18 protein-coding genes and 1 tRNA gene are annotated in these 17,055 nt (G+C 65.2%); 8 read left to right on the top strand and 11 right to left on the bottom strand.

The annotated features are described in order from the left end of the window. The first annotated feature begins 4 nt into the window (after positions 1-4). Together choW and choV are read left to right on the top strand one after the other, a co-directional pair. Entirely contained in the window at positions 5-841 is an 837-nt protein-coding gene (gene choW / locus B6V76_RS14670; protein WP_075775542.1) for a choline ABC transporter permease subunit, read from the top strand. Then, entirely contained in the window at positions 838-1,890 is a 1,053-nt protein-coding gene (gene choV, locus B6V76_RS14665; RefSeq protein ID WP_075775543.1) for a choline ABC transporter ATP-binding protein, read from the top strand. The genes choW and choV overlap by 4 nt, the downstream gene beginning before the upstream one ends. A 114-nt stretch (positions 1,891-2,004) precedes the next feature. Here the strand turns inward: choV and B6V76_RS14660 are convergent, their stop codons facing one another. Continuing rightward, on the bottom strand, positions 2,005-2,910 hold the full coding sequence (locus B6V76_RS14660; RefSeq protein WP_166504606.1) for a DMT family transporter: 906 nt from the start codon (positions 2,908-2,910) through the stop codon (positions 2,005-2,007). 53 nt (positions 2,911-2,963) lie between these two features. Beyond that, positions 2,964-3,575, bottom strand: a complete 612-nt coding sequence (locus B6V76_RS14655) for a LysE/ArgO family amino acid transporter (protein WP_088727798.1) — start codon at positions 3,573-3,575, stop codon at positions 2,964-2,966. A 95-nt stretch (positions 3,576-3,670) separates the two neighbouring features. Between B6V76_RS14655 and B6V76_RS14650 the strand changes: the two genes are divergently transcribed. Both B6V76_RS14650 and B6V76_RS14645 read left to right on the top strand, forming a co-directional pair. After that, positions 3,671-4,525: a LysR family transcriptional regulator ArgP gene (locus B6V76_RS14650; protein WP_088727797.1), complete on the top strand. Its 855-nt coding sequence runs from the start codon at positions 3,671-3,673 to the stop codon at positions 4,523-4,525. 135 nt (positions 4,526-4,660) lie between these two features. After that, positions 4,661-4,996, top strand: coding sequence for a cupin domain-containing protein (locus tag B6V76_RS14645; protein WP_075775546.1), 336 nt, complete (start codon positions 4,661-4,663; stop codon positions 4,994-4,996). 10 nt (positions 4,997-5,006) lie between these two features. On the opposite strand, the gene B6V76_RS14640 is transcribed toward B6V76_RS14645, so the two are convergent. The 6 genes from B6V76_RS14640 to B6V76_RS14615 all read right to left on the bottom strand — a co-directional run bounded on the left by B6V76_RS14640 (position 5,007) and on the right by B6V76_RS14615 (position 10,647). Next, positions 5,007-5,780 carry a transglutaminase family protein gene (locus tag B6V76_RS14640; protein WP_075775547.1) on the bottom strand — a complete coding sequence of 258 codons (774 nt, stop codon included), beginning with the start codon at positions 5,778-5,780 and terminating at the stop codon, positions 5,007-5,009. 257 nt (positions 5,781-6,037) lie between these two features. Then, positions 6,038-6,469 (bottom strand): peptidylprolyl isomerase, encoded by a 432-nt coding sequence (locus B6V76_RS14635; protein ID WP_075775548.1) that lies wholly within the window; start codon positions 6,467-6,469, stop codon positions 6,038-6,040. Between the two features lie 193 nt (positions 6,470-6,662). Further along, entirely contained in the window at positions 6,663-7,403 is a 741-nt protein-coding gene (locus B6V76_RS14630) for a YebC/PmpR family DNA-binding transcriptional regulator (protein WP_088727796.1), read from the bottom strand. 108 nt (positions 7,404-7,511) lie between these two features. After that, the gene (locus tag B6V76_RS14625; protein WP_088727795.1) at positions 7,512-7,907 is read right to left on the bottom strand and encodes a hypothetical protein; all 396 of its coding nucleotides are present in this window, start codon (positions 7,905-7,907) and stop codon (positions 7,512-7,514) included. A 12-nt stretch (positions 7,908-7,919) separates the two neighbouring features. Then, on the bottom strand, positions 7,920-9,698 hold the full coding sequence (locus B6V76_RS14620) for an SLC13 family permease (protein WP_088727794.1): 1,779 nt from the start codon (positions 9,696-9,698) through the stop codon (positions 7,920-7,922). 133 nt (positions 9,699-9,831) lie between these two features. Continuing rightward, on the bottom strand, positions 9,832-10,647 hold the full coding sequence (locus B6V76_RS14615; RefSeq protein ID WP_088720254.1) for a TIGR00282 family metallophosphoesterase: 816 nt from the start codon (positions 10,645-10,647) through the stop codon (positions 9,832-9,834). A 159-nt stretch (positions 10,648-10,806) separates the two neighbouring features. On the opposite strand from B6V76_RS14615, the gene B6V76_RS14610 reads away from it, so the two are divergent. From B6V76_RS14610 to B6V76_RS14600, 3 genes are all read left to right on the top strand, one after another. After that, on the top strand, positions 10,807-12,825 hold the full coding sequence (locus B6V76_RS14610; RefSeq protein ID WP_075775553.1) for an ASKHA domain-containing protein: 2,019 nt from the start codon (positions 10,807-10,809) through the stop codon (positions 12,823-12,825). Positions 12,826-12,993: 168 nt separating this feature from the next. Further along, positions 12,994-13,554, top strand: a complete 561-nt coding sequence (locus B6V76_RS14605) for a fasciclin domain-containing protein (protein WP_088720252.1) — start codon at positions 12,994-12,996, stop codon at positions 13,552-13,554. A 155-nt stretch (positions 13,555-13,709) separates the two neighbouring features. Then, positions 13,710-13,783: transfer RNA gene (locus tag B6V76_RS14600), tRNA-Gly, on the top strand. 78 nt (positions 13,784-13,861) lie between these two features. Here B6V76_RS14600 and B6V76_RS14595 read toward each other — a convergent pair. The 3 genes from B6V76_RS14595 to B6V76_RS14585 are packed head-to-tail and all read right to left on the bottom strand — an operon-like array spanning position 13,862 to position 15,485. After that, complete coding sequence (locus B6V76_RS14595; RefSeq protein ID WP_075775570.1) at positions 13,862-14,098, bottom strand: hypothetical protein; 237 nt, start codon at positions 14,096-14,098, stop codon at positions 13,862-13,864. Between the two features lie 24 nt (positions 14,099-14,122). Next, the gene (locus tag B6V76_RS14590) at positions 14,123-14,842 is read right to left on the bottom strand and encodes a Crp/Fnr family transcriptional regulator (protein WP_240497873.1); all 720 of its coding nucleotides are present in this window, start codon (positions 14,840-14,842) and stop codon (positions 14,123-14,125) included. Continuing rightward, positions 14,820-15,485, bottom strand: a complete 666-nt coding sequence (locus B6V76_RS14585; protein WP_166504605.1) for a sensor histidine kinase — start codon at positions 15,483-15,485, stop codon at positions 14,820-14,822. The genes B6V76_RS14590 and B6V76_RS14585 overlap by 23 nt, the downstream gene beginning before the upstream one ends. 290 nt (positions 15,486-15,775) lie before the next feature. Here B6V76_RS14585 and B6V76_RS14580 point away from each other — a divergent pair, with 290 nt between their 5' ends. Beyond that, positions 15,776-16,957: an MFS transporter gene (locus tag B6V76_RS14580; protein ID WP_088727791.1), complete on the top strand. Its 1,182-nt coding sequence runs from the start codon at positions 15,776-15,778 to the stop codon at positions 16,955-16,957. Positions 16,958-17,055 lie beyond the last annotated feature (98 nt).

Genomic DNA, 17,055 nt, shown 5'->3' with positions numbered 1-17,055 from the left:
AGTTATGAACTGGTTGACCGAAACCAAAATCCCCGTGGGCAAGACGGCCAAGATCGTGATCGACTGGCTGCAGGACCATGCAGCGCCGCTCTTCGACGCCCTCTCCGTCGCGCTGAAAGCGCTGATCGACGCAACGCTCTGGGTGCTGCAAGGCCCCCCGCCCCTTCTCGTGATCCTCGCCTTCGCGGTGATCGCCTACCTGCTGCAGCGCAGCTGGAAGATTTCCCTGCTGGTGATCGTGGGCTTCCTGTTCATCCTCAATCAGGACTACTGGGAAGAGACGACCGAGAGCCTCACCCTCGTGATCGCCGCCTGCGTGGTCTGCATGGGGATCGGGGTGCCGATCGGCATCGCCGCCGCCCATCGCCCACGGCTGTATTCAGTACTGCAACCGGTCTTGGACCTGATGCAGACGCTGCCGGCCTTCGTCTACCTGATCCCGGCCATCGTCTTCTTCGGCATCGGCATGGTGCCCGGCCTGATCGCGACCGTGATCTTCGTTCTGCCCGCGCCGATCCGTCTTACCCATCTGGGCGTTTCCTCCACCCCCGACACGCTGACCGAGGCCGCGCAATCCTTCGGCGCGACCAAGAGCCAGCTTTTGTGGAAGGTCGAACTGCCCTACGCCACGCCGCAGATCATGGCGGGTCTGAACCAGACGATCATGCTCTCACTCTCGATGGTCGTGGTGGCCGCGCTCGTCGGCGCTGACGGGCTTGGCGTGCCGGTCGTGCGCGCACTGAACACCGTGAACACGGCACTCGGCTTCGAATCCGGCTTCGTGATCGTCGTCGTCGCCATCATCCTTGACCGCATGCTGCGCCGCGGAGGTTCGAAATGACCCAGACCAAAGCCAAAACCGCCGTCAAATTCGACAATGTCTCCATCGTCTTCGGCGATCGCCCGCAAGAGGCCCTGCCCTTGATGGACGAAGGGCTCTCGCGCCCCGAGATTCAGGAGCGCACCGATCAGGTTCTGGGCGTGCATGACTGCTCGGTCGAGGTACCCGAGGGCGAGATTCTCGTGCTGATGGGCCTCTCGGGCTCCGGCAAATCGACGCTGTTGCGCGCGGTGAACGGTCTCAACCCCGTCGTGCGCGGTCAGGTCGAGGTGCATGACGGCGAGCGTCTCGTCGATGTCACCCACGCCGACCCCGCGACCTTGCGCAAAATGCGCCTCAACAAGATCGCGATGGTCTTCCAGCAATTTGGCCTGCTGCCCTGGCGTACCGTGCGCGAGAATGTCGGCCTCGGCCTCGAACTCGCCGGCATGAGCAAGGCGGAACGCCGCAAGAAGGTCGACACCCAGTTGGAACTGGTGGGTCTGTCGGACTGGGCCGACCGTCAGGTGGCAGAGCTTTCGGGCGGCATGCAGCAGCGCGTGGGTCTTGCCCGGGCGTTCGCCACCGACGCGCCGATCCTGCTGATGGACGAGCCCTTCTCGGCGCTCGACCCGCTGATCCGCACCAAGCTGCAGGACGAGTTGCTGGAGCTGCAGACCAAGCTCAAGCGCACGATCATCTTCGTCAGCCACGACCTCGACGAGGCGTTCAAGATCGGCAACCGGATCGCGCTGATGGAAGGCGGGCGGATCGTGCAATGCGGCACGGCACGCGACATCATCGCCAAACCGGCGAACGGCTATGTGGCCGATTTCGTGGCCCATATGAACCCGCTCGGCGTGCTGACCGCCGAGGATATCGCCGATCCCGTCGGCACGCCGACCGGCGATGCCACGGGTGAACCGATGCCCGCCGACGCCCCCGTGCGCGACGTGATGGAGCGGCTGCGCCACGAGCCCGCCGTCCCGCTCACCGATGGCCGCGTCGTGACCCGCGAAGGCGTCATCACGCGGCTCATCGACCCCCAGCGCAGCGCCGAGGCGAGCTGAGGGACGCTTCGCGGAGGATATTTTGACCAAGCCGAAGGGGCGCGCGCGCCCCTTCGGCTTGGCTCAAATATCCCCGCCGGAGGCATCCGACATTTGCAGAAAAGTGCGGCGCTGTCAGATCTTGGTGGCCGGCGGAGGCGGCGTCACCCGGCGTTTGAGCTGCGCCTCGCGGATGGTCATGTAGCTCACCGCGCCGATGATGATTGCACCGCCGAGGATCACGTAGGGGTCGGGACGCTCGTCGAAGATCGTCCAGCCCGCAATCGCCGCCCAGACCAGTTGCAGGAAGATCACCGGCTGCGTCACCGTCACGGGCGCCGCGGCGAAGGCCCGCGTCATGCAGTAATGCCCGCCGGTGGCGAAGACCGCCACCGCGCCCAGCCAGAGCGTCTCGGACAGCGTGATCGGCTCCCATTTCCAGATCGCCACCGGAGCGAGCGCGACGGTCACTACCAGCGTCATCATCGCGACCACCGTGCCCGCGGGCACGTAATCGGTCAGCCGCTTCGCCGCGAGATAGGCGCCGCCAAAGAACAGCGCCGCGCCAAGCTGGGCGATATGGCCGGGCTCGATCGCGCGCATCCCCGGGCGCAGGATGATCAGCGCCCCGATCAGCGCGACGATCACCGCCGTCACGCGCCGCCACGCCAGCCCCTCGCCCAACAGGAGCGCACCGCCCACCGTCACCACGATCGGGTTGAGGTAGTTGATCGCGGTGACATCGGCGATCGGGATATTGCTCATCGCGAAGAACCACAGCCCCACCGCCACCGCATGCAACGCCCCGCGCACACCGAACAGCGCCCAGACCTGCGGCGGGAAGTTCTGGCGCAGGATGCGGGCCAGTGCGGGGGCGAAGAAGATCAGCCCCCAGGTGAAGCGCACGAAGGCCGATTGCGCGGCGGGCACCTGATCGCCCAGCCAGTGGACGATGATATTCACCATGACGAAACAGGCGGTGGTGGCGAGCATCCACAGGATGCCGATCAGCGGTTTGTTAGGTTTGTCTTGCGCGGTCATGGCTCTCTTGGACGCTGGATCGGCACCGCGCGCAAGGGGCGGTTTTGTGTCGGTTATAATCCGCCCGCGGCGAGCTTCCAGGCGATCGAACCCATCAGCAGCCCAATCAGCGCATCAAGCACGCGCCAGGCGCTCTCCTTGGCGAAAAGCGGCGCCAGCAGCCGCGCGCCATAGGCCAGCGCGAAGAAGAACACGAAGGAGGCCACGATCGCGCCGGTGGCGAAGCCGATCCGCGCGCCTGCGAACTGCGCCGAGACCGCGCCCAGAAGCACCACCGTATCGAGCCAGACATGGGGGTTCGCCCATGTGAAAGCGGCCACCGTCACGAGGACCGCGCGCAAGGACGGCGCGCTGCCCGCGCTCGGGTCGAGATGCTCGCCGCCCCGGATCGCCGCCAAAGCGGAACGGATCGCATACCAGCTAAGAAAGGCGACACCGCCCCAGCGCAGCGCCTCGGCCAGCCATGGCAGTGCGGTGGACGCGGCGGCAAAGCCCGACACGCCAATGGCGATCAGCACCGCGTCGGAAAGCGCGCAGAACAGCGCCACCGCGAAGACATGCTCGCGCCGCAGCCCCTGACGCAGCACGAAAGCGTTTTGCGCGCCGATCGCCACGATCAGCCCGAGGCCCAGTTTCAGCCCTGCCCAGAATGCCGCCAATTCCATCCGCCTCACCCCCAGTCTGCTCGGAGACGCTTCTCAGTGCCGGGGCGCGCATATAAGTTCAACTTAATTAAACTAACTCTGTATAAGTAAAACTTATGTTCGACTATGCCGCGCTGGATGCGCTCGCCACCGTGATCGAGACCGGAAGCTTCGAGGCCGCGAGCGCACGGCTAGGGGTGTCGCAATCGGCCGTCTCGCAACGCGTCCGCCAGTTGGAGGAACGCATGGGCGCCGTTCTGGTGATCCGCGCCACGCCCTGCCGCGCGACCGAGGATGGGGCGCGGCTGATCGCCCATCTGCGCGAGGTGGCGCTTCTCGAAACCGAGCTGGCGCCCTCCGAGACCCCGCCGGTTCTGCGTATCGCCGTCAATGCCGACAGTCTCGCGACATGGGTGCTGCCCGGGCTGGCCGAGGTGGAGGGCGTGCGTTTCGATCTGGTGATCGACGATCAGGACCATTCGGCGGGGCTGTTGCGACGGGGCGAGGTCGTGGGGGCGATCACCGCCGACGCGGGGCCGATCGCGGGCTGCGACGGCGTGAGCCTCGGGCGGCTGCGCTATATCGCGACGGCGAGTCCGGACTTCGTCGCGCGGTATTTTCCGAACCGGATCGACCGGCACAGTTTGCGCGCGGCCCCGGCCCTGCAGTTCAACGCGAAGGATCGCTTGCAGGATCGCTGGGCCTCGATGATCGCGGGCATGCCGATGGGGTTGCGGGCGCATCGTATCGGCTCGACCGAAGGCTTCGTAGAGGCCTGTCTGCGCGGCATGGGCTGGGGGCTGAACCCCGAGGTGCTGGTGCAGGCGCATCTGGAAAGCGGCGCGCTGGAACGGCTGGGCCCGGCGCCGATCGACGTGCCGCTCTACTGGCAAAGCGCAAGGCGGCTGAAAGCCCCGCTCGCGCCGCTGACCAAAGCGTTGCGGAAGGCGGCGAAGGTGGTGTTGGTGTAAGGGGGCGGGAACAGGGCGTCGCGCACGGCTTGTTCCGGTCTGAGCGGCTCCCCGGGCTGAGCGCGCATTGCCCGCGGCCTGCGCGGCGCGCATAGTGACGCATGTCCCGCAGGCCCGTCAGGAGGAGAGACACCCATGGAGCTACCCGATTTCATTCAGGCCTTCCCCGCCCTCGATCTGCCGTTTCCCGAAGATCAGGTGCGCAGCCACGCGGTCCGCTCGGAGGCGGGGCTGGTGGTGTTTCTGCACTTCCTCACCGATTTCGACCTTCCGGCCCATTCCCACAAGGGCCAGTGGGGCACCGTGATCGAAGGCGAGGCGGAGCTGACCATCGCAGGCGAGACCCGGGTCTATCGCCCCGGCGAGACCTACAACATCCCTTCGGGCGCGGAACATTCCGCGCGGCTCAAGGCCGGAACGAAAGTGATCGACGTCTTCGAAGAGGCCGATCGCTATCCGTTGAAGCGCTGAAGGAACGCGCTCAGACCCGGATTACGGAGACGCTCTGGTTGATCAGCGTTGCGGGCGCCTGCGATTCCATGAAGGCCACGTCATAGGCGTCGCGCCCCACCGCGACCAGCGCCATGTTCTCGGCCCCGCACATGCCGGTCGCATCGACCATATGCCACGCGCCATCGAGCCAGACCTCGGCCACGGCGTGGAAATCCTGCGGCCTCACGTCCGGCCCGTAGGACGAAGCCATCCGCGCCGGGATCTGCGCCGCACGCACCATCGCGCAGAACAGATGCGCGTAGTCGCGGCAAACCCCTGCCCGGCCCGCGAAAGTCTCGAGCACATTGGTGTCGCTGTCCGACGCGCCGGGCACGTAGGAGAGGTTCTTCTCGATCCAGTCGCGGATCGCGGCCACTTTCGCGCCGCCCTGCAGATCGCCGAAGCGCTTGCCCACGAAGGAGACGAACTTGTCGGACTGCACGTAGCGCGAGGGGCGGATATAGGGGGCGGCCTCGGCGGGCAGTTCGTGCAACTGCGCGGCTCGCATCTGGCTGAGGTCGATCGCCGGGCGCGTGATGTCGATCAGCGCCTGATAATGCAGCGTCATCTGCGTGCCGACCCGGGCCCAGATCCGCTCGCCCACGCCGCAATCGCCCGCGATCCGGTCGACGGTCGCATCGCCGAGATTCATCGACGCGCTGACGATCTCCTGCCCCGGAGCATGCGCCGCTTCGAGCACCAGCGCGACCGTATTGGGCTGCGGGAACTGGTATTGCATCTGCACGTCGACGGAAATGCGCATGGCGGCTCCTTCTCTCGGGTTTCAGGTGGTGTCACTGGGATGGAGCGCGCCGCGTAACAGAGACACGTCGATGGGAAAAGGGGGGGGGGGGGGCGGAGAGGGTTTGGTTCCGGCGCAGGATGCGCCCGCAGCGAATTGCCTGTCGCAAGGGACATATCGTGGCCGGAGCGACCGTCCGCCCTGCTCCGGATAAAATTAACGGCGGCCGCGCCGGGAAGGCACAGCCGCCGTTGAAGTCACGCCAGGTGCGTGCCGACTTACGCGTCGATCTTGACGAGCTCCACGTCGAAGGTCAGCGCCTTGCCGGCGAGCGGGTGGTTCGCGTCGAGGACGAGTTCCTTCTCGTTCGCCTCGGCGACGGTCACGTTCACGGTCTGGCCGTCCTGGGTCTGAACCTGAAGCTGAGTGCCCGGCTCGGTCGGGATGTCGTCGGGAATGTTCGCGCGGTCGACGGCCTGCATGCGCTCGGGGTGGTGCTCGCCATAGGCTTCTTCGGGCTCGACACGCACGGTGCGCTTTTCGCCCTCTTCCATGCCGGTCACGCCCTTGTCGAGGCCGGGAATGATCTGCCCCGAGCCGAGCGTGAAGGAGAGCGGCTCGCGGCCTTGCGAGCTGTCGAAGACGGAGCCGTCATCGAGCTTGCCGGTGTAATGCAGATGCAGGGTGTCGCCAGCCTTTGCCTGGGTCATGGTGATATCCTTTCGCGGGCAGATGAATTTGCCGAGGCCGCGGGGGTTCGCGGGTGCTCGGAGCGTCACGCGACAACGTGGGGGTTATGGCCCGGAATGTAAACCGGGGCACGGGAAAAGGCGCAATTTCACGCGTTTTTCATGCAAAAAGCGCCCCGGAGGGCGCTTTTTCCTATTTTTCCGGCGAAACGCGTTACAGCTGCGCTGCAACATCTTCGGGCACGTCGAAATTGGCGGTGACGGATTGCACGTCGTCATCGTCTTCGAGCGTGTCGATCAGCTTCATCAGCTTCTGGGCGGTCTCGAGATCGACCTCGGTGCGGTTCTGGGGCTTCCAGATCAACTTGGCCTCCTCGGCCTCGCCCAGTTCCTTCTCCAGCGCGTCGGAGACATCCGAGAGGTCTTCCATCGCGCAGTAGATCCAGTGGCCTTCCTCGTCGCTCTCGACGTCTTCGGCGCCCGCCTCGATCGCGGCCATCAGCACGGTCTCGGCATCGCCCACGGACGCGGGATAGATGATCTCGCCCATACGGTCGAACATGAAGGACACCGAACCGGTGGTGCCCAGATTGCCGCCGTTCTTGGTGAAGGTGGAGCGCACGTTCGACGCGGTGCGGTTGAGGTTGTCGGTCATCGCCTCGACGATCACCGCGATGCCCTCGGGGCCGTAGCCCTCGTAGCGGATTTCGGTATATTCATCGCCGTCGCCCGCCTGAGATTTCTTGATCGCGCGGTCGATCACGTCTTTCGGCATCGACTGGGATTTGGCCGCTTTCACGGCGAGGCGCAGGCGCGGGTTCTTCTCGGGATCGGGGTCGCCCATCTTCGCGGCAACCGTGATCTCTTTCGAGAGCTTGGAAAACATCTTCGAGCGCGCCGCATCCTGCTTGCCCTTGCGGTGCTGGATGTTGGCCCATTTTGAGTGGCCTGCCATGGGTATCTCCGTTCGGAATAGTCGCGAAATCGACCCCGTATAGTGCGCAACGGGGGGATGATTCAAGATCGATGGATGCGGGCCGGCTCCGTGCCCACCGGGGCGAGGTTACTGCGGCAGCTGGATCTGGCCCTCGCCGCGGGCATGCGGCGGCACGTCACGAGGCGTCTTGAAGTGCCAGCGCCGACCGGCCGCGTCTTTCAGCGTCACCTCGGCATAGGGCTGGAACAGGTCCCCCACCCCGCTGCCCGCGAGATAGCTCGGCTCGAAGCGGGTCACTTGGTAGCGCATCGGATAGGGGCAATCCACAAGGTCGCCGGTATACTGGTCCGAGATATTGGCTTGGCAGTTTGTGCCGTCATTGAACGACACCTGCATCACCGTGCCCCGGAAGCTGATCTTGTCCGGCCAGGACGGTGCGCGGGTCCCCGGCCCCGGCACGCATGCGGCGAGCGCGAGCGGCGCGAGAAGCGACAGGGCGGCGAGACGAGCGGCAAAGCGCATGGGGGAACCTCCTCAGAAGGGCCAGATCAGCGGGATCAGCAGGCAGGCGGTCACCCCGGTCACGATATCCATCGGGATGCCGACGCGCAGGAAATCGGTGAACTTATAGCCACCTGGGCCATAGATCATCATATGGGTCTGATATCCTATCGGGGTCGCGAAAGCCACCGAGGCGGAGAACATCACAGCCACGGCGAAGGGCCGCGGATCGAGCCCGAGAGCGGCGGCCAGCGAGATCGCGATCGGGGTGTAGATCACCGCCACGGCGTTGTTCGACAGCAGCTCTGTCATGAACAGGCCGAGGAAATAGACCACGAACAGCGCAAGCTGCGGCGGCAGCATCTTCAGCAAGGGCGCCACGCCCGAGACGATCAGTTCGACTGCGCCGGAATGCTCGAGCCCCGCGCCGACCACGAGCATCGCGAAGATCAGTGCGAGCAGGCGGCCCTCGATGAAGGTGAAGGCCTCGTCGGTATCGATGCAGCGGCTGACGAGGATGCCCGCCACCGCCACCATCGCGAGCGCGAGGATTGGGGCCACGCCAAGCGCCGCGAAGATAACCACCGCACTCAAAGCACCCATCGCGAGCGGCAGATGCGAGCGGCGATAGGCGCGCGCCTGCGGTTTCGACACGTCCACAAGGTCCATATCAGAGGCCAGACGCGCAATATCCTCGGGCGCGCCTTCAAGCAGCAGCGTATCGCCCACCACCACGATCAGATCGTCGAGCTGGCGACCGATATTCTGGTTCCGGCGGTGCGCGGCCAGCGTGTAGACGCCATAGCGGCGGCGCAGGCGCATGTCGCCCAGACGCTGCCCGATCATCCGGCAGCCGGGCGAGATCAGCACTTCCACCGTCTCGGTCTGCACCGAGGACAGCTTGTCGACCATGCGAAGGTCGCGGTTCTTCTGCATCCCGAGCAGTTCTTCCATCTCGGAGCGCAGCACGACGCGGTCGCCCGCCATCAGCTCGACCGAGGCCAGATCTCGGCGCAGCGAGGCATCGCCGCGCAGCACGTCGATCACCCGTACGCCCTCGCGCTTGAAAGTGTCGGCCTCCTGCACTTTCTCGCCGATCAAGCCGCTCTCCTCCGGGATCGCGACCTCGGTGAAATATTTCATCTTCGGCCGATCGCCGAGCATGAACGACAGCGATTGCCGCTCGGGGATCAGTTTCGGCGCGAAGATCATCAGGAACGCCCCGCCGACGAGGCAGATCGCGAAGCCCAACGGCGCGATCTCGAAGATGGTGAAGGGCTCCATGCCGCGGCCGCGCACGACGCCGTCGACGAGGATGTTGGTCGAGGTACCGATCAGGGTGATCATGCCCCCCATCACCGTGACGTAGCTCAGTGGCATCAGCAGGCGCGACGGCGAGAGGTTCAGCTTGCGCGCGACCTGAATGAAGACCGGGATCATCACCGCAACGACCGGCGTGTTGTTCATCACCGCGCTGGCGAACATGGTGATCGCGAACATCAGAAGCACGGTGAGCTTCGGGTTCAGGTCGATCCGCGATTCCGCGTAGCGCGTCATCGCGTCGAGCGCGCCGGTGCGCACCAAGGCCCCCACGATCAGGAACATGAAGGCGATGGTCCAGGGCGCCGGGTTCGACAGGATGGCGGCCGCGTTCTCGTAGGGGACGAAGCCGAAGATCAGCATCAGCGCCGCGCCCGCGATCGCGGTGACCTCTGGCGGCCAAGTCTCGCGGACGAACATCGCGAACATCCAGCCCACGACGAGAAGGGCCGCGACTGCCGTCTCGGTGCCGGTGAAGGGCAGTTGGATCATCTCAGGCTCTCGCGAAGGCGCATCGGGCCGATACTATCGACACGCGATGCACGAGCAAGCGCGCTCTGCCCGCAGCAAAGGAAATTTGCACGCAACGGCATGAGGTTCGGGCAAATCGGGACGCGAACGGCGCTCAGAGCGGCACCGATTGCGCGAGCCTGCCGCCGGTGCGCACCGCTTCGCAGCGGGTGGCGCGGCCGGTCTTGTCGTCGGTCTCGACATAGAAGCCGCAGAGCGTCACCGGACCGCGCGCCGGCGAGAAGCGTTCCTTCGACATGCCGGTCACGAAGCGCCGCATCGGTTCGGCCTTGGCCATGCCGATGACGGAGTCGTAATCGCCGCACATTCCCGCATCGCTGAGATAAGCCGTGCCCTTCTCTAGGATCTGCGCATCGCCCGTGGGGACATGGGTATGGGTGCCCACGACGACGCTCGCACGCCCGTCGCACCAATGGCCCATCGCCATCTTCTCCGAGGTCGCCTCGCAATGCACATCCACCAGCGCGGCCTGCACCGCCCCGCCCAGCGGGTAGCGTTTCAGTTCCGCCTCGATGGCCGAGAAGGGATCGTCGAAGGCGCGTTTCATGAACACGTTGCCCAGCACCTGCGCCACCAGCACCTTGCGCCCGCGCCGGTCCTGGAACACCCGCGCGCCCTTGCCCGGCGCTTCCTTGGCGTAGTTCACGGGGCGGATGATGCGCGGCTCGCTCTCGATGAAGCGCAACATGTCCTTCTGATCGAAGGCGTGATCGCCCAGCGTCACCACATCCGCGCCCGCATCCAGCAGAAGCTTCGCGTGATCGCCGGTCAGCCCCATGCCACCCGAGGCGTTCTCGCCATTGACCACGACGAAATCGAGGCGCCACTCCTCGCGAAGCTTCGGCAGGGTTTCGGTGATCGCGGCGCGGCCCGCGCGGCCCATCACATCGCCTAGAAAGAGTATCTTCATGGCCCGATTAGATAGAGCGCGGCGCCAGCGAGAGCAATGGTCGGCGCGCATCGGCTGCATGATGATGATGACGATTTCTCATGCAGGCGCGTCGGTTGCGGGCTTTGCTCTGCCCCGCATGGGCCCTAGAACGAGGGGCAAGGAAAACGGGAGCGCGATATGACCGAAGACGTGCAGGTAATCTTCACCCCCTCTGGCAAGCGGGGGCGCGTGGCGCGTGGCACAAGGGTGCTCGCGGCGGCGCGCAAGCTGGGTGTCGATCTCGATTCCGTCTGCGGCGGGCGCGGCGTGTGCTCGAAATGCCAGTGCACGCCGTCCTTCGGCGATTTCCCCAAACTCGGCCTGCATGTGGAGCCCGGCGCGGTCAGCCCGATCAACGCGGTCGAGGAACGCTATGACCGGATTCGCGGGTTGAAACCGGGGCGGCGGCTGGGCTGCCAGACCGAAATCCTCGACGACGTGGTGATCGACGTGCCGCCCGAAAGTCAGGTGCACAAACAGGTCGTGCGCAAGGCGGCTTCCGAACGCGTGATGGAGATGGATCCGGCGACGCGCCCGGTCTATGTCGAAGTCGCGGAACCGGATATGCACCGTCCCGAGGGCGACCTGCAGCGGCTCTCGCAGGCCCTCGAAAAGCAATGGCAGATCAAAGGCGTGCGCGCCGATCTTGATGTTCTGCGAATCCTGCAGCCCGCGCTTCGCAAGGCCGATTGGAAGGTCACGGTCGCGATCCACGATGCGGGCGACGGGCCGCGCGTGACGGGCATCTTCCCCGGCGTGCGCGAAGTGCCGCTGTATGGGCTGGCGATCGACCTCGGCTCGACCACGATTGCGGGGCATCTGGTCGCGCTCGATGACGGGCGGGTGCTGGCGAGCGCGGGCGTGATGAACCCGCAGATCCGCTTCGGAGAAGACCTGATGAGCCGGGTCTCCTACGTGATGATGAACCCCGGCGGCGATCAGGAAATGACCAACGCCGTGCGCGATGCGATGGGCGATCTGGCGCGGCAACTGGCGGAAGAGGCGAAGGTCGAGACGGGCGAGATCGTCGAGGCGGTCGTCGTCTGCAACCCGGTGATGCACCACCTGTTGCTGGGCATCGATCCGGTGGAGTTGGGTCAGGCGCCCTTTGCGCTCGCGACCTCGGAGAGCCTTGAATTCGCCGCACGCGAGATCGGCATCGAGGCCAGCGCTGGCGCGCGGGCCTATATCCTGCCGCTGATCGCGGGCCATGTCGGCGCGGATGCGGCGGCGGTGGCGCTGTCCGAGGCTCCGCAGAAGCGCGACGACCTGTCGCTGATCGTCGATGTCGGCACCAATGCCGAGATCATTCTCGGGAATAAACAACGGGTTCTGGCCTGTTCTTCACCCACCGGCCCGGCCTTCGAGGGCGCGCAAATCTCCAGCGGTCAGCGCGCCGCACCCGGCGCGATCGAGCGCATCGAGATCGACCCGGAGACCAAGGAGCCGCGCTTCAAGATCATCGGCAACGAGCACTGGTCGACCGATCCCGAATTCGGCACGCCCCGCATCACCGGCATCTGCGGCTCGGGCATCATCGAGGCCGTGGCCGAGATGCGGATGGCCGGGATCGTGGACACCTCAGGGCTGATCGGTTCGGCCGAGCAGGTCGGTACCCCGCGCTGCGAGCCAAACGGGCGCACCCATGAATACGTGATCTACGACGGTGGTGAGGAAGGCCCGCGCATCACCGTCACCCAAGGCGACATCCGTGCGATCCAGCTGGCGAAATCCGCGCTCTACGCGGGCGCGCGTCTGCTGATGGACGAGATGGGCGTGGACACGGTCGACCGCGTGGTGCTCGCGGGTGCGTTCGGCGCGCATATCTCGCCCAAGCACGCGATGGTGCTGGGGATGATCCCGGATGCGCCGCTCGATCGTGTCACCTCGGCGGGCAACGCAGCGGGTACGGGCGCGCATATGGCGCTGTGCTCGGTGAAGGCGCGGCGCGAGATCGAGGCGCAGGTGCATCAGATCACCAAGGTCGAGACCGCGATCGAGCCGCGCTTCCAGGAGCATTTCGTGGCCGCGAACGCGCTACCGCACGCCACCGCCCCCTTCCCCGAGCTGCGCAAGATCGCGCCGCTTCCGGAGGTCAGCTTCAACACCGGCGGCTCGGGCGAGGATGGCGGGCGCAGACGGCGCAGGCGCGGCTGAGGCGGGCCTGCGGGCCTCGCTTCAGAGCGCTGCGAGCGGCCCGATTTCGGGCCGGATCAGCTTGCACACGATTTCGTGATGAGACGTAAGTGATCGGCTCGCCCCCGGCGCGCCGTAACCCTCTTGCTTTGGCGGGGACAACCGTCGCTCAACAGGGAAGGAAAACCTATGTCCATGAAATTCCGCGCATTCGCCGCGTCGCTCACCGCAGCCGCAACCTTGGGCCTCGCCCTGCCCGCGCTGGCGAACCCGATGGTCGGTGGCGCGAAAATGTATGAGAGCAAGCCGATCGCGGCGAACGCTTCGGCCGCTCCGAACCTCACGACGCTCGTCGCAGCCGTGAAAGCTGCGGGCCTCGTCGACACGCTGGCGGGCCCCGGCCCGTTCACCGTCTTCGCGCCGACCAACGCGGCCTTCGACAAGCTGCCCGCGGGCACCGTGGACACGCTGGTGAAGCCGGAGAACAAGGAGATGCTGACGCATATCCTGACCTGCCACGTCGCCAAGGGCGTGATCACCGCCGAGAATATCATCGCGACCGTTCAGAAGGGTAACGGCATGGCCACAATCAAGACGCTCGGCGGCTGTGATCTGACCGCGATGGTCAAGGACGGCATGGTGATGCTTAAGGACCCGAAAGGCGATGTCGCGACGGTTCAGACCGCTGATGTGAAACAGAAGAACGGTATGGTCCACGTGATCGACACGGTGCTTCAGCCGAAGATGTAACTACCCCCCGCGCGCCTCGTCTCCCTTTTTTCGCGCGGCGCCTGGCGCCCGGTGAGCTGATCCTCGCCGGGCGCTTTTTCATGGGAGGGCGCGGGGCCCCGCGCGATCCCTCTTGACCGTGGCTTTCGGCTGGAATACCTCTGCGTTCGCACCATGCGGGTATGATGTAATGGTAGCCTGTCAGCTTCCCAAGCTGAACGCGCGGGTTCGATTCCCGCTACCCGCTCCAAGCTTCCCTGACCTGTAGAATTCCGAATTCCGACGATAATCTCGCCAGAAGGTCAGGGCCGCTGCCGGTGTCTTTCCCTCAAACGAGCCACTCGGCGACGAGCGTCAGGCTGGCATGGAAGATCGCTTGCCTTTGGTCGTCTCGGACGGTGACCGAGATCGCATACGGGTCGTCATTGGGGAGCACGTCCTTGGCAATAAGGGTGAGTGCGGCGATGGCCTCTCGCCGTGCGGCCTCCCGGTCCTCCAATTCCAGCCCGGTGCTATCGCGAACACTCATCCGTCCGTCGTCAGTGTCGAAAAAAAATAATGCCATCAAACAATTCCTTCACCCATGCGCTTATGACGTCGAACCCTCGTCAAGATGAAGGTAATCGGGATCGAACTCGGAAAATTCGATCATCCTCTCGAAGTCTGTAACCACGATCCTTCGCCCCTGGAGCGACACCAGCCCCGCGTCCCGAAGGCTCGCCATGACCCGTTGGGCGTGCACGTGAGAGATGCCGAGAATGTCGGCCAGTTCCTCCTGCGTCAGCGGCAACATGCTTCCGAGCGAGAGGCCGACCGCCTTCAGACGGAAATGCATCTCGTACAGCAAATGCGCCATCTGCCGATCCGATCTTCGTTTGCCCATGTTCACGAGCCATTCGCGCAGAATCGCCTCGTCGACGAGCGTCGCCCACCAGAGCGAGCGCTGGATTCTCGGGTAATTCTCCAAGAGATCGTCGACCGTGCTACGGGGAATGTCGACGATTTTGCATTGGGTGAGCGTGCCGATGCTGTGATCCATCCGCTTCAGCATCGAGATATGAAGATCGCAGAAATCGCCCGGCAAAAGCAGCGCGACGATCGCCCTGCGCCCGTCCGGCATCAGCTTGTAGCGACACGCGATGCCCTCGATCACGAGGCGCACGGCATCGGGACCCTCGCCCTCCCGGATCACATCCGTTCTGGGCCCGAGGTAGTAGGCCTCCTTGGTCACGGCCGTCAGCCGGTCGCAATCGTCTTCGGTCAGAAAGCCTCCGTGCTTCAGTTTCCTAGTGAGGATTTCCGCCATCATGGCTCCTTGTCCTATCTCGCGGACCCGCGGGAAATTCGACCGTGAGCACCGTTCCGCCATTGTCGCCTGCGGTCCAGCGGGCGCTCCCGCCGATCTCCGAAGCAAGGTCTCGAATGAGTTCGCACCCCTGGCTTTTCGTCAAATTCGCATCGTCGGGCATACCATCGCCGTCATCGGAGACACACAGCCGCCCAGCGCCCGCAGACGACAGGGTCACCTCGATGTCGATATGGCCGTTGACGTTCATCGCCGCCGGATACGCATGCTTGATGCAGTTGGTGACGGCTTCCTGCAGGATGAGCGCGATCGCCCCGGTGCATTGGCGCGACAGGCCGGAGAGATCGTCCCGCCGCACCGAGATCTCGATGCTGTGCGGCAATGCGATCTGCCGCCAAAGCTGCTCGACCCCGTCCAGATATCGATGCAGTCCCCCGTCCTCAGCGATCGAGAGACCGGTCTGAAGCTGCGAGACCGTCAATATCTGGTCGAGGACAAGCGCGAGGCGCGAGCGCGCTTCGGGGGTCTCGGCCTCTCTGAGTTGGCGGCGGGTGTGTGCCGACAGAAGCTGAAAGCTATTGGCCATCCGGTGCCGGATTTCCGCGACGCGATCGGCCTCGACGCTCTCGTGGGATATCTGTGTCACGTCACTGCCTTTCCGAGCCATTTCCTGATGCATCGACGCTGAATTCATGGGGCGCGGCTGTCTCGAACAATTGTTGGGTTAAGCCCATTACACGCTCACGCCTTTGTGGGCGGGCGGAGGCTTGCCGACGCGAATGGGGCAACGCGGCGGGTTGCGCTCAATCCGAAGGCTCCAGGAACAAGTTGCTGCCCACTTTGTTCCAACGCCCGTTCGCCGGGATCGACCCCCTGACGACGCGCAACAGCAACGCATGACGCGGACCGCATTCGGCCCGGACGGAGGGTTCAGCAATCACTTTCTTTCGGAGTCTTTCAGCCGCCGGTTTCGCGGCGACCGCAATCAGCTACGGCCCCGGCCGCATGGGGTTCGGCCTCTTCGTGCCCCAATTCTCGTCCACATTCTCGATGTCACCCTCCGCGGTGGGCACGGTGTCCAGCATCGGCTTCGTGGGGTTCTTCCTCGGCCTGCTGGTCGCCCAGTTCTTCCTGAACCGCCGGGGACCGGAATTCCCGGTCCTGACCGGATTGAGCGCGGCGACCGCCGGGATGGCGATTGTCGCACTTGCTCCGACTGTCGGCGTTCTGGCGCTCGGCATCTTCCTCGCGACTTCGAGCGCCGGCTTTGCCTGGACCCCCTTCAACGACGCGGTGCACCGCAAGGTCAGCGACGTGGACCGCCCGACCGCGCTGTCGCAGGTCAGCACGGGCACCAGCGTGGGGATCATGGGCGCAGGCGCTTTGGCCCTGGCAATGGTCGTGATGGAGTTCGACTGGCGGATCTGCTGGTCGGTCTTCGCCGGGGCGAGCGCTCTGGCACTTATTGGCAACTGGGCAGCTCTGCGCCAGGTGGACAAGGCCCCCGAGGAGGCCCCCGATCGGAGTTGGGGCGACCTTCTCAATCGGTGCGCGCTGCCCCTTTTCTCCATCGCCTTCGTGTTCGGCATCACCTCCGCCGTCTACGTGTCCTTCGCGGCAGACCGCTTCGCGCAGGCGGAGTATCCCGGGCTTCCCGAAGACGCGACGCCGTCCGTCCTCTTCCTCTTTTTCGGCTTCTTCGGGCTGAGCGGTCTCTTCACGAAGCGGGCGCGGGATGCGGTCGGTCTGAGCCTGCTGGTGCGTATCCTTCTTGTGGTCGCAGCTGTATCGCTTGTTTTCGCAGCGTTCGAGCCCGGAAATTGGGTCGCGCTCGTCGCTTCCGCCGCCCTGCAGGGGATCAACGTGATGATGACGAGCGCGGTGCTCGCCTTCTGGTCCGAACGTCTATTCCCGTCCTTCCCCGCGCTCGGCTTTACGGCGACGCTTCTGGCGACCGCTGCGGGCAGCGTGATCGGCCCGGCGATCGCAGGCATGGTCGCCGGGAGCTTCGGGCCCGCCGCGATGTTCTGCGGAACGGCGGCGATCCCGCTCCTCGCCGCCTTGTCGTTGCGCGCAAGGTTCGTCGTGGAACGGCCCGCGAGGATGGTGGCGACTTGAGAGGAAGGCGCGCTGCCACCCCTGGCCCGCGCAATCGCGGCGCGCTGCGTTCCGCAGCAGGCAGGAACATATCGCGCCAGCTCCTGTTCCCGGCTCAG

This window comes from Thioclava sp. IC9 (assembly GCF_002213225.1).
Taxonomy (GTDB): Bacteria; Pseudomonadota; Alphaproteobacteria; order Rhodobacterales; family Rhodobacteraceae; genus Thioclava; species Thioclava nitratireducens.
Note: the sequence above shows the minus strand (reverse complement) of the source record. Positions and strands in the feature narration are given on the sequence as shown.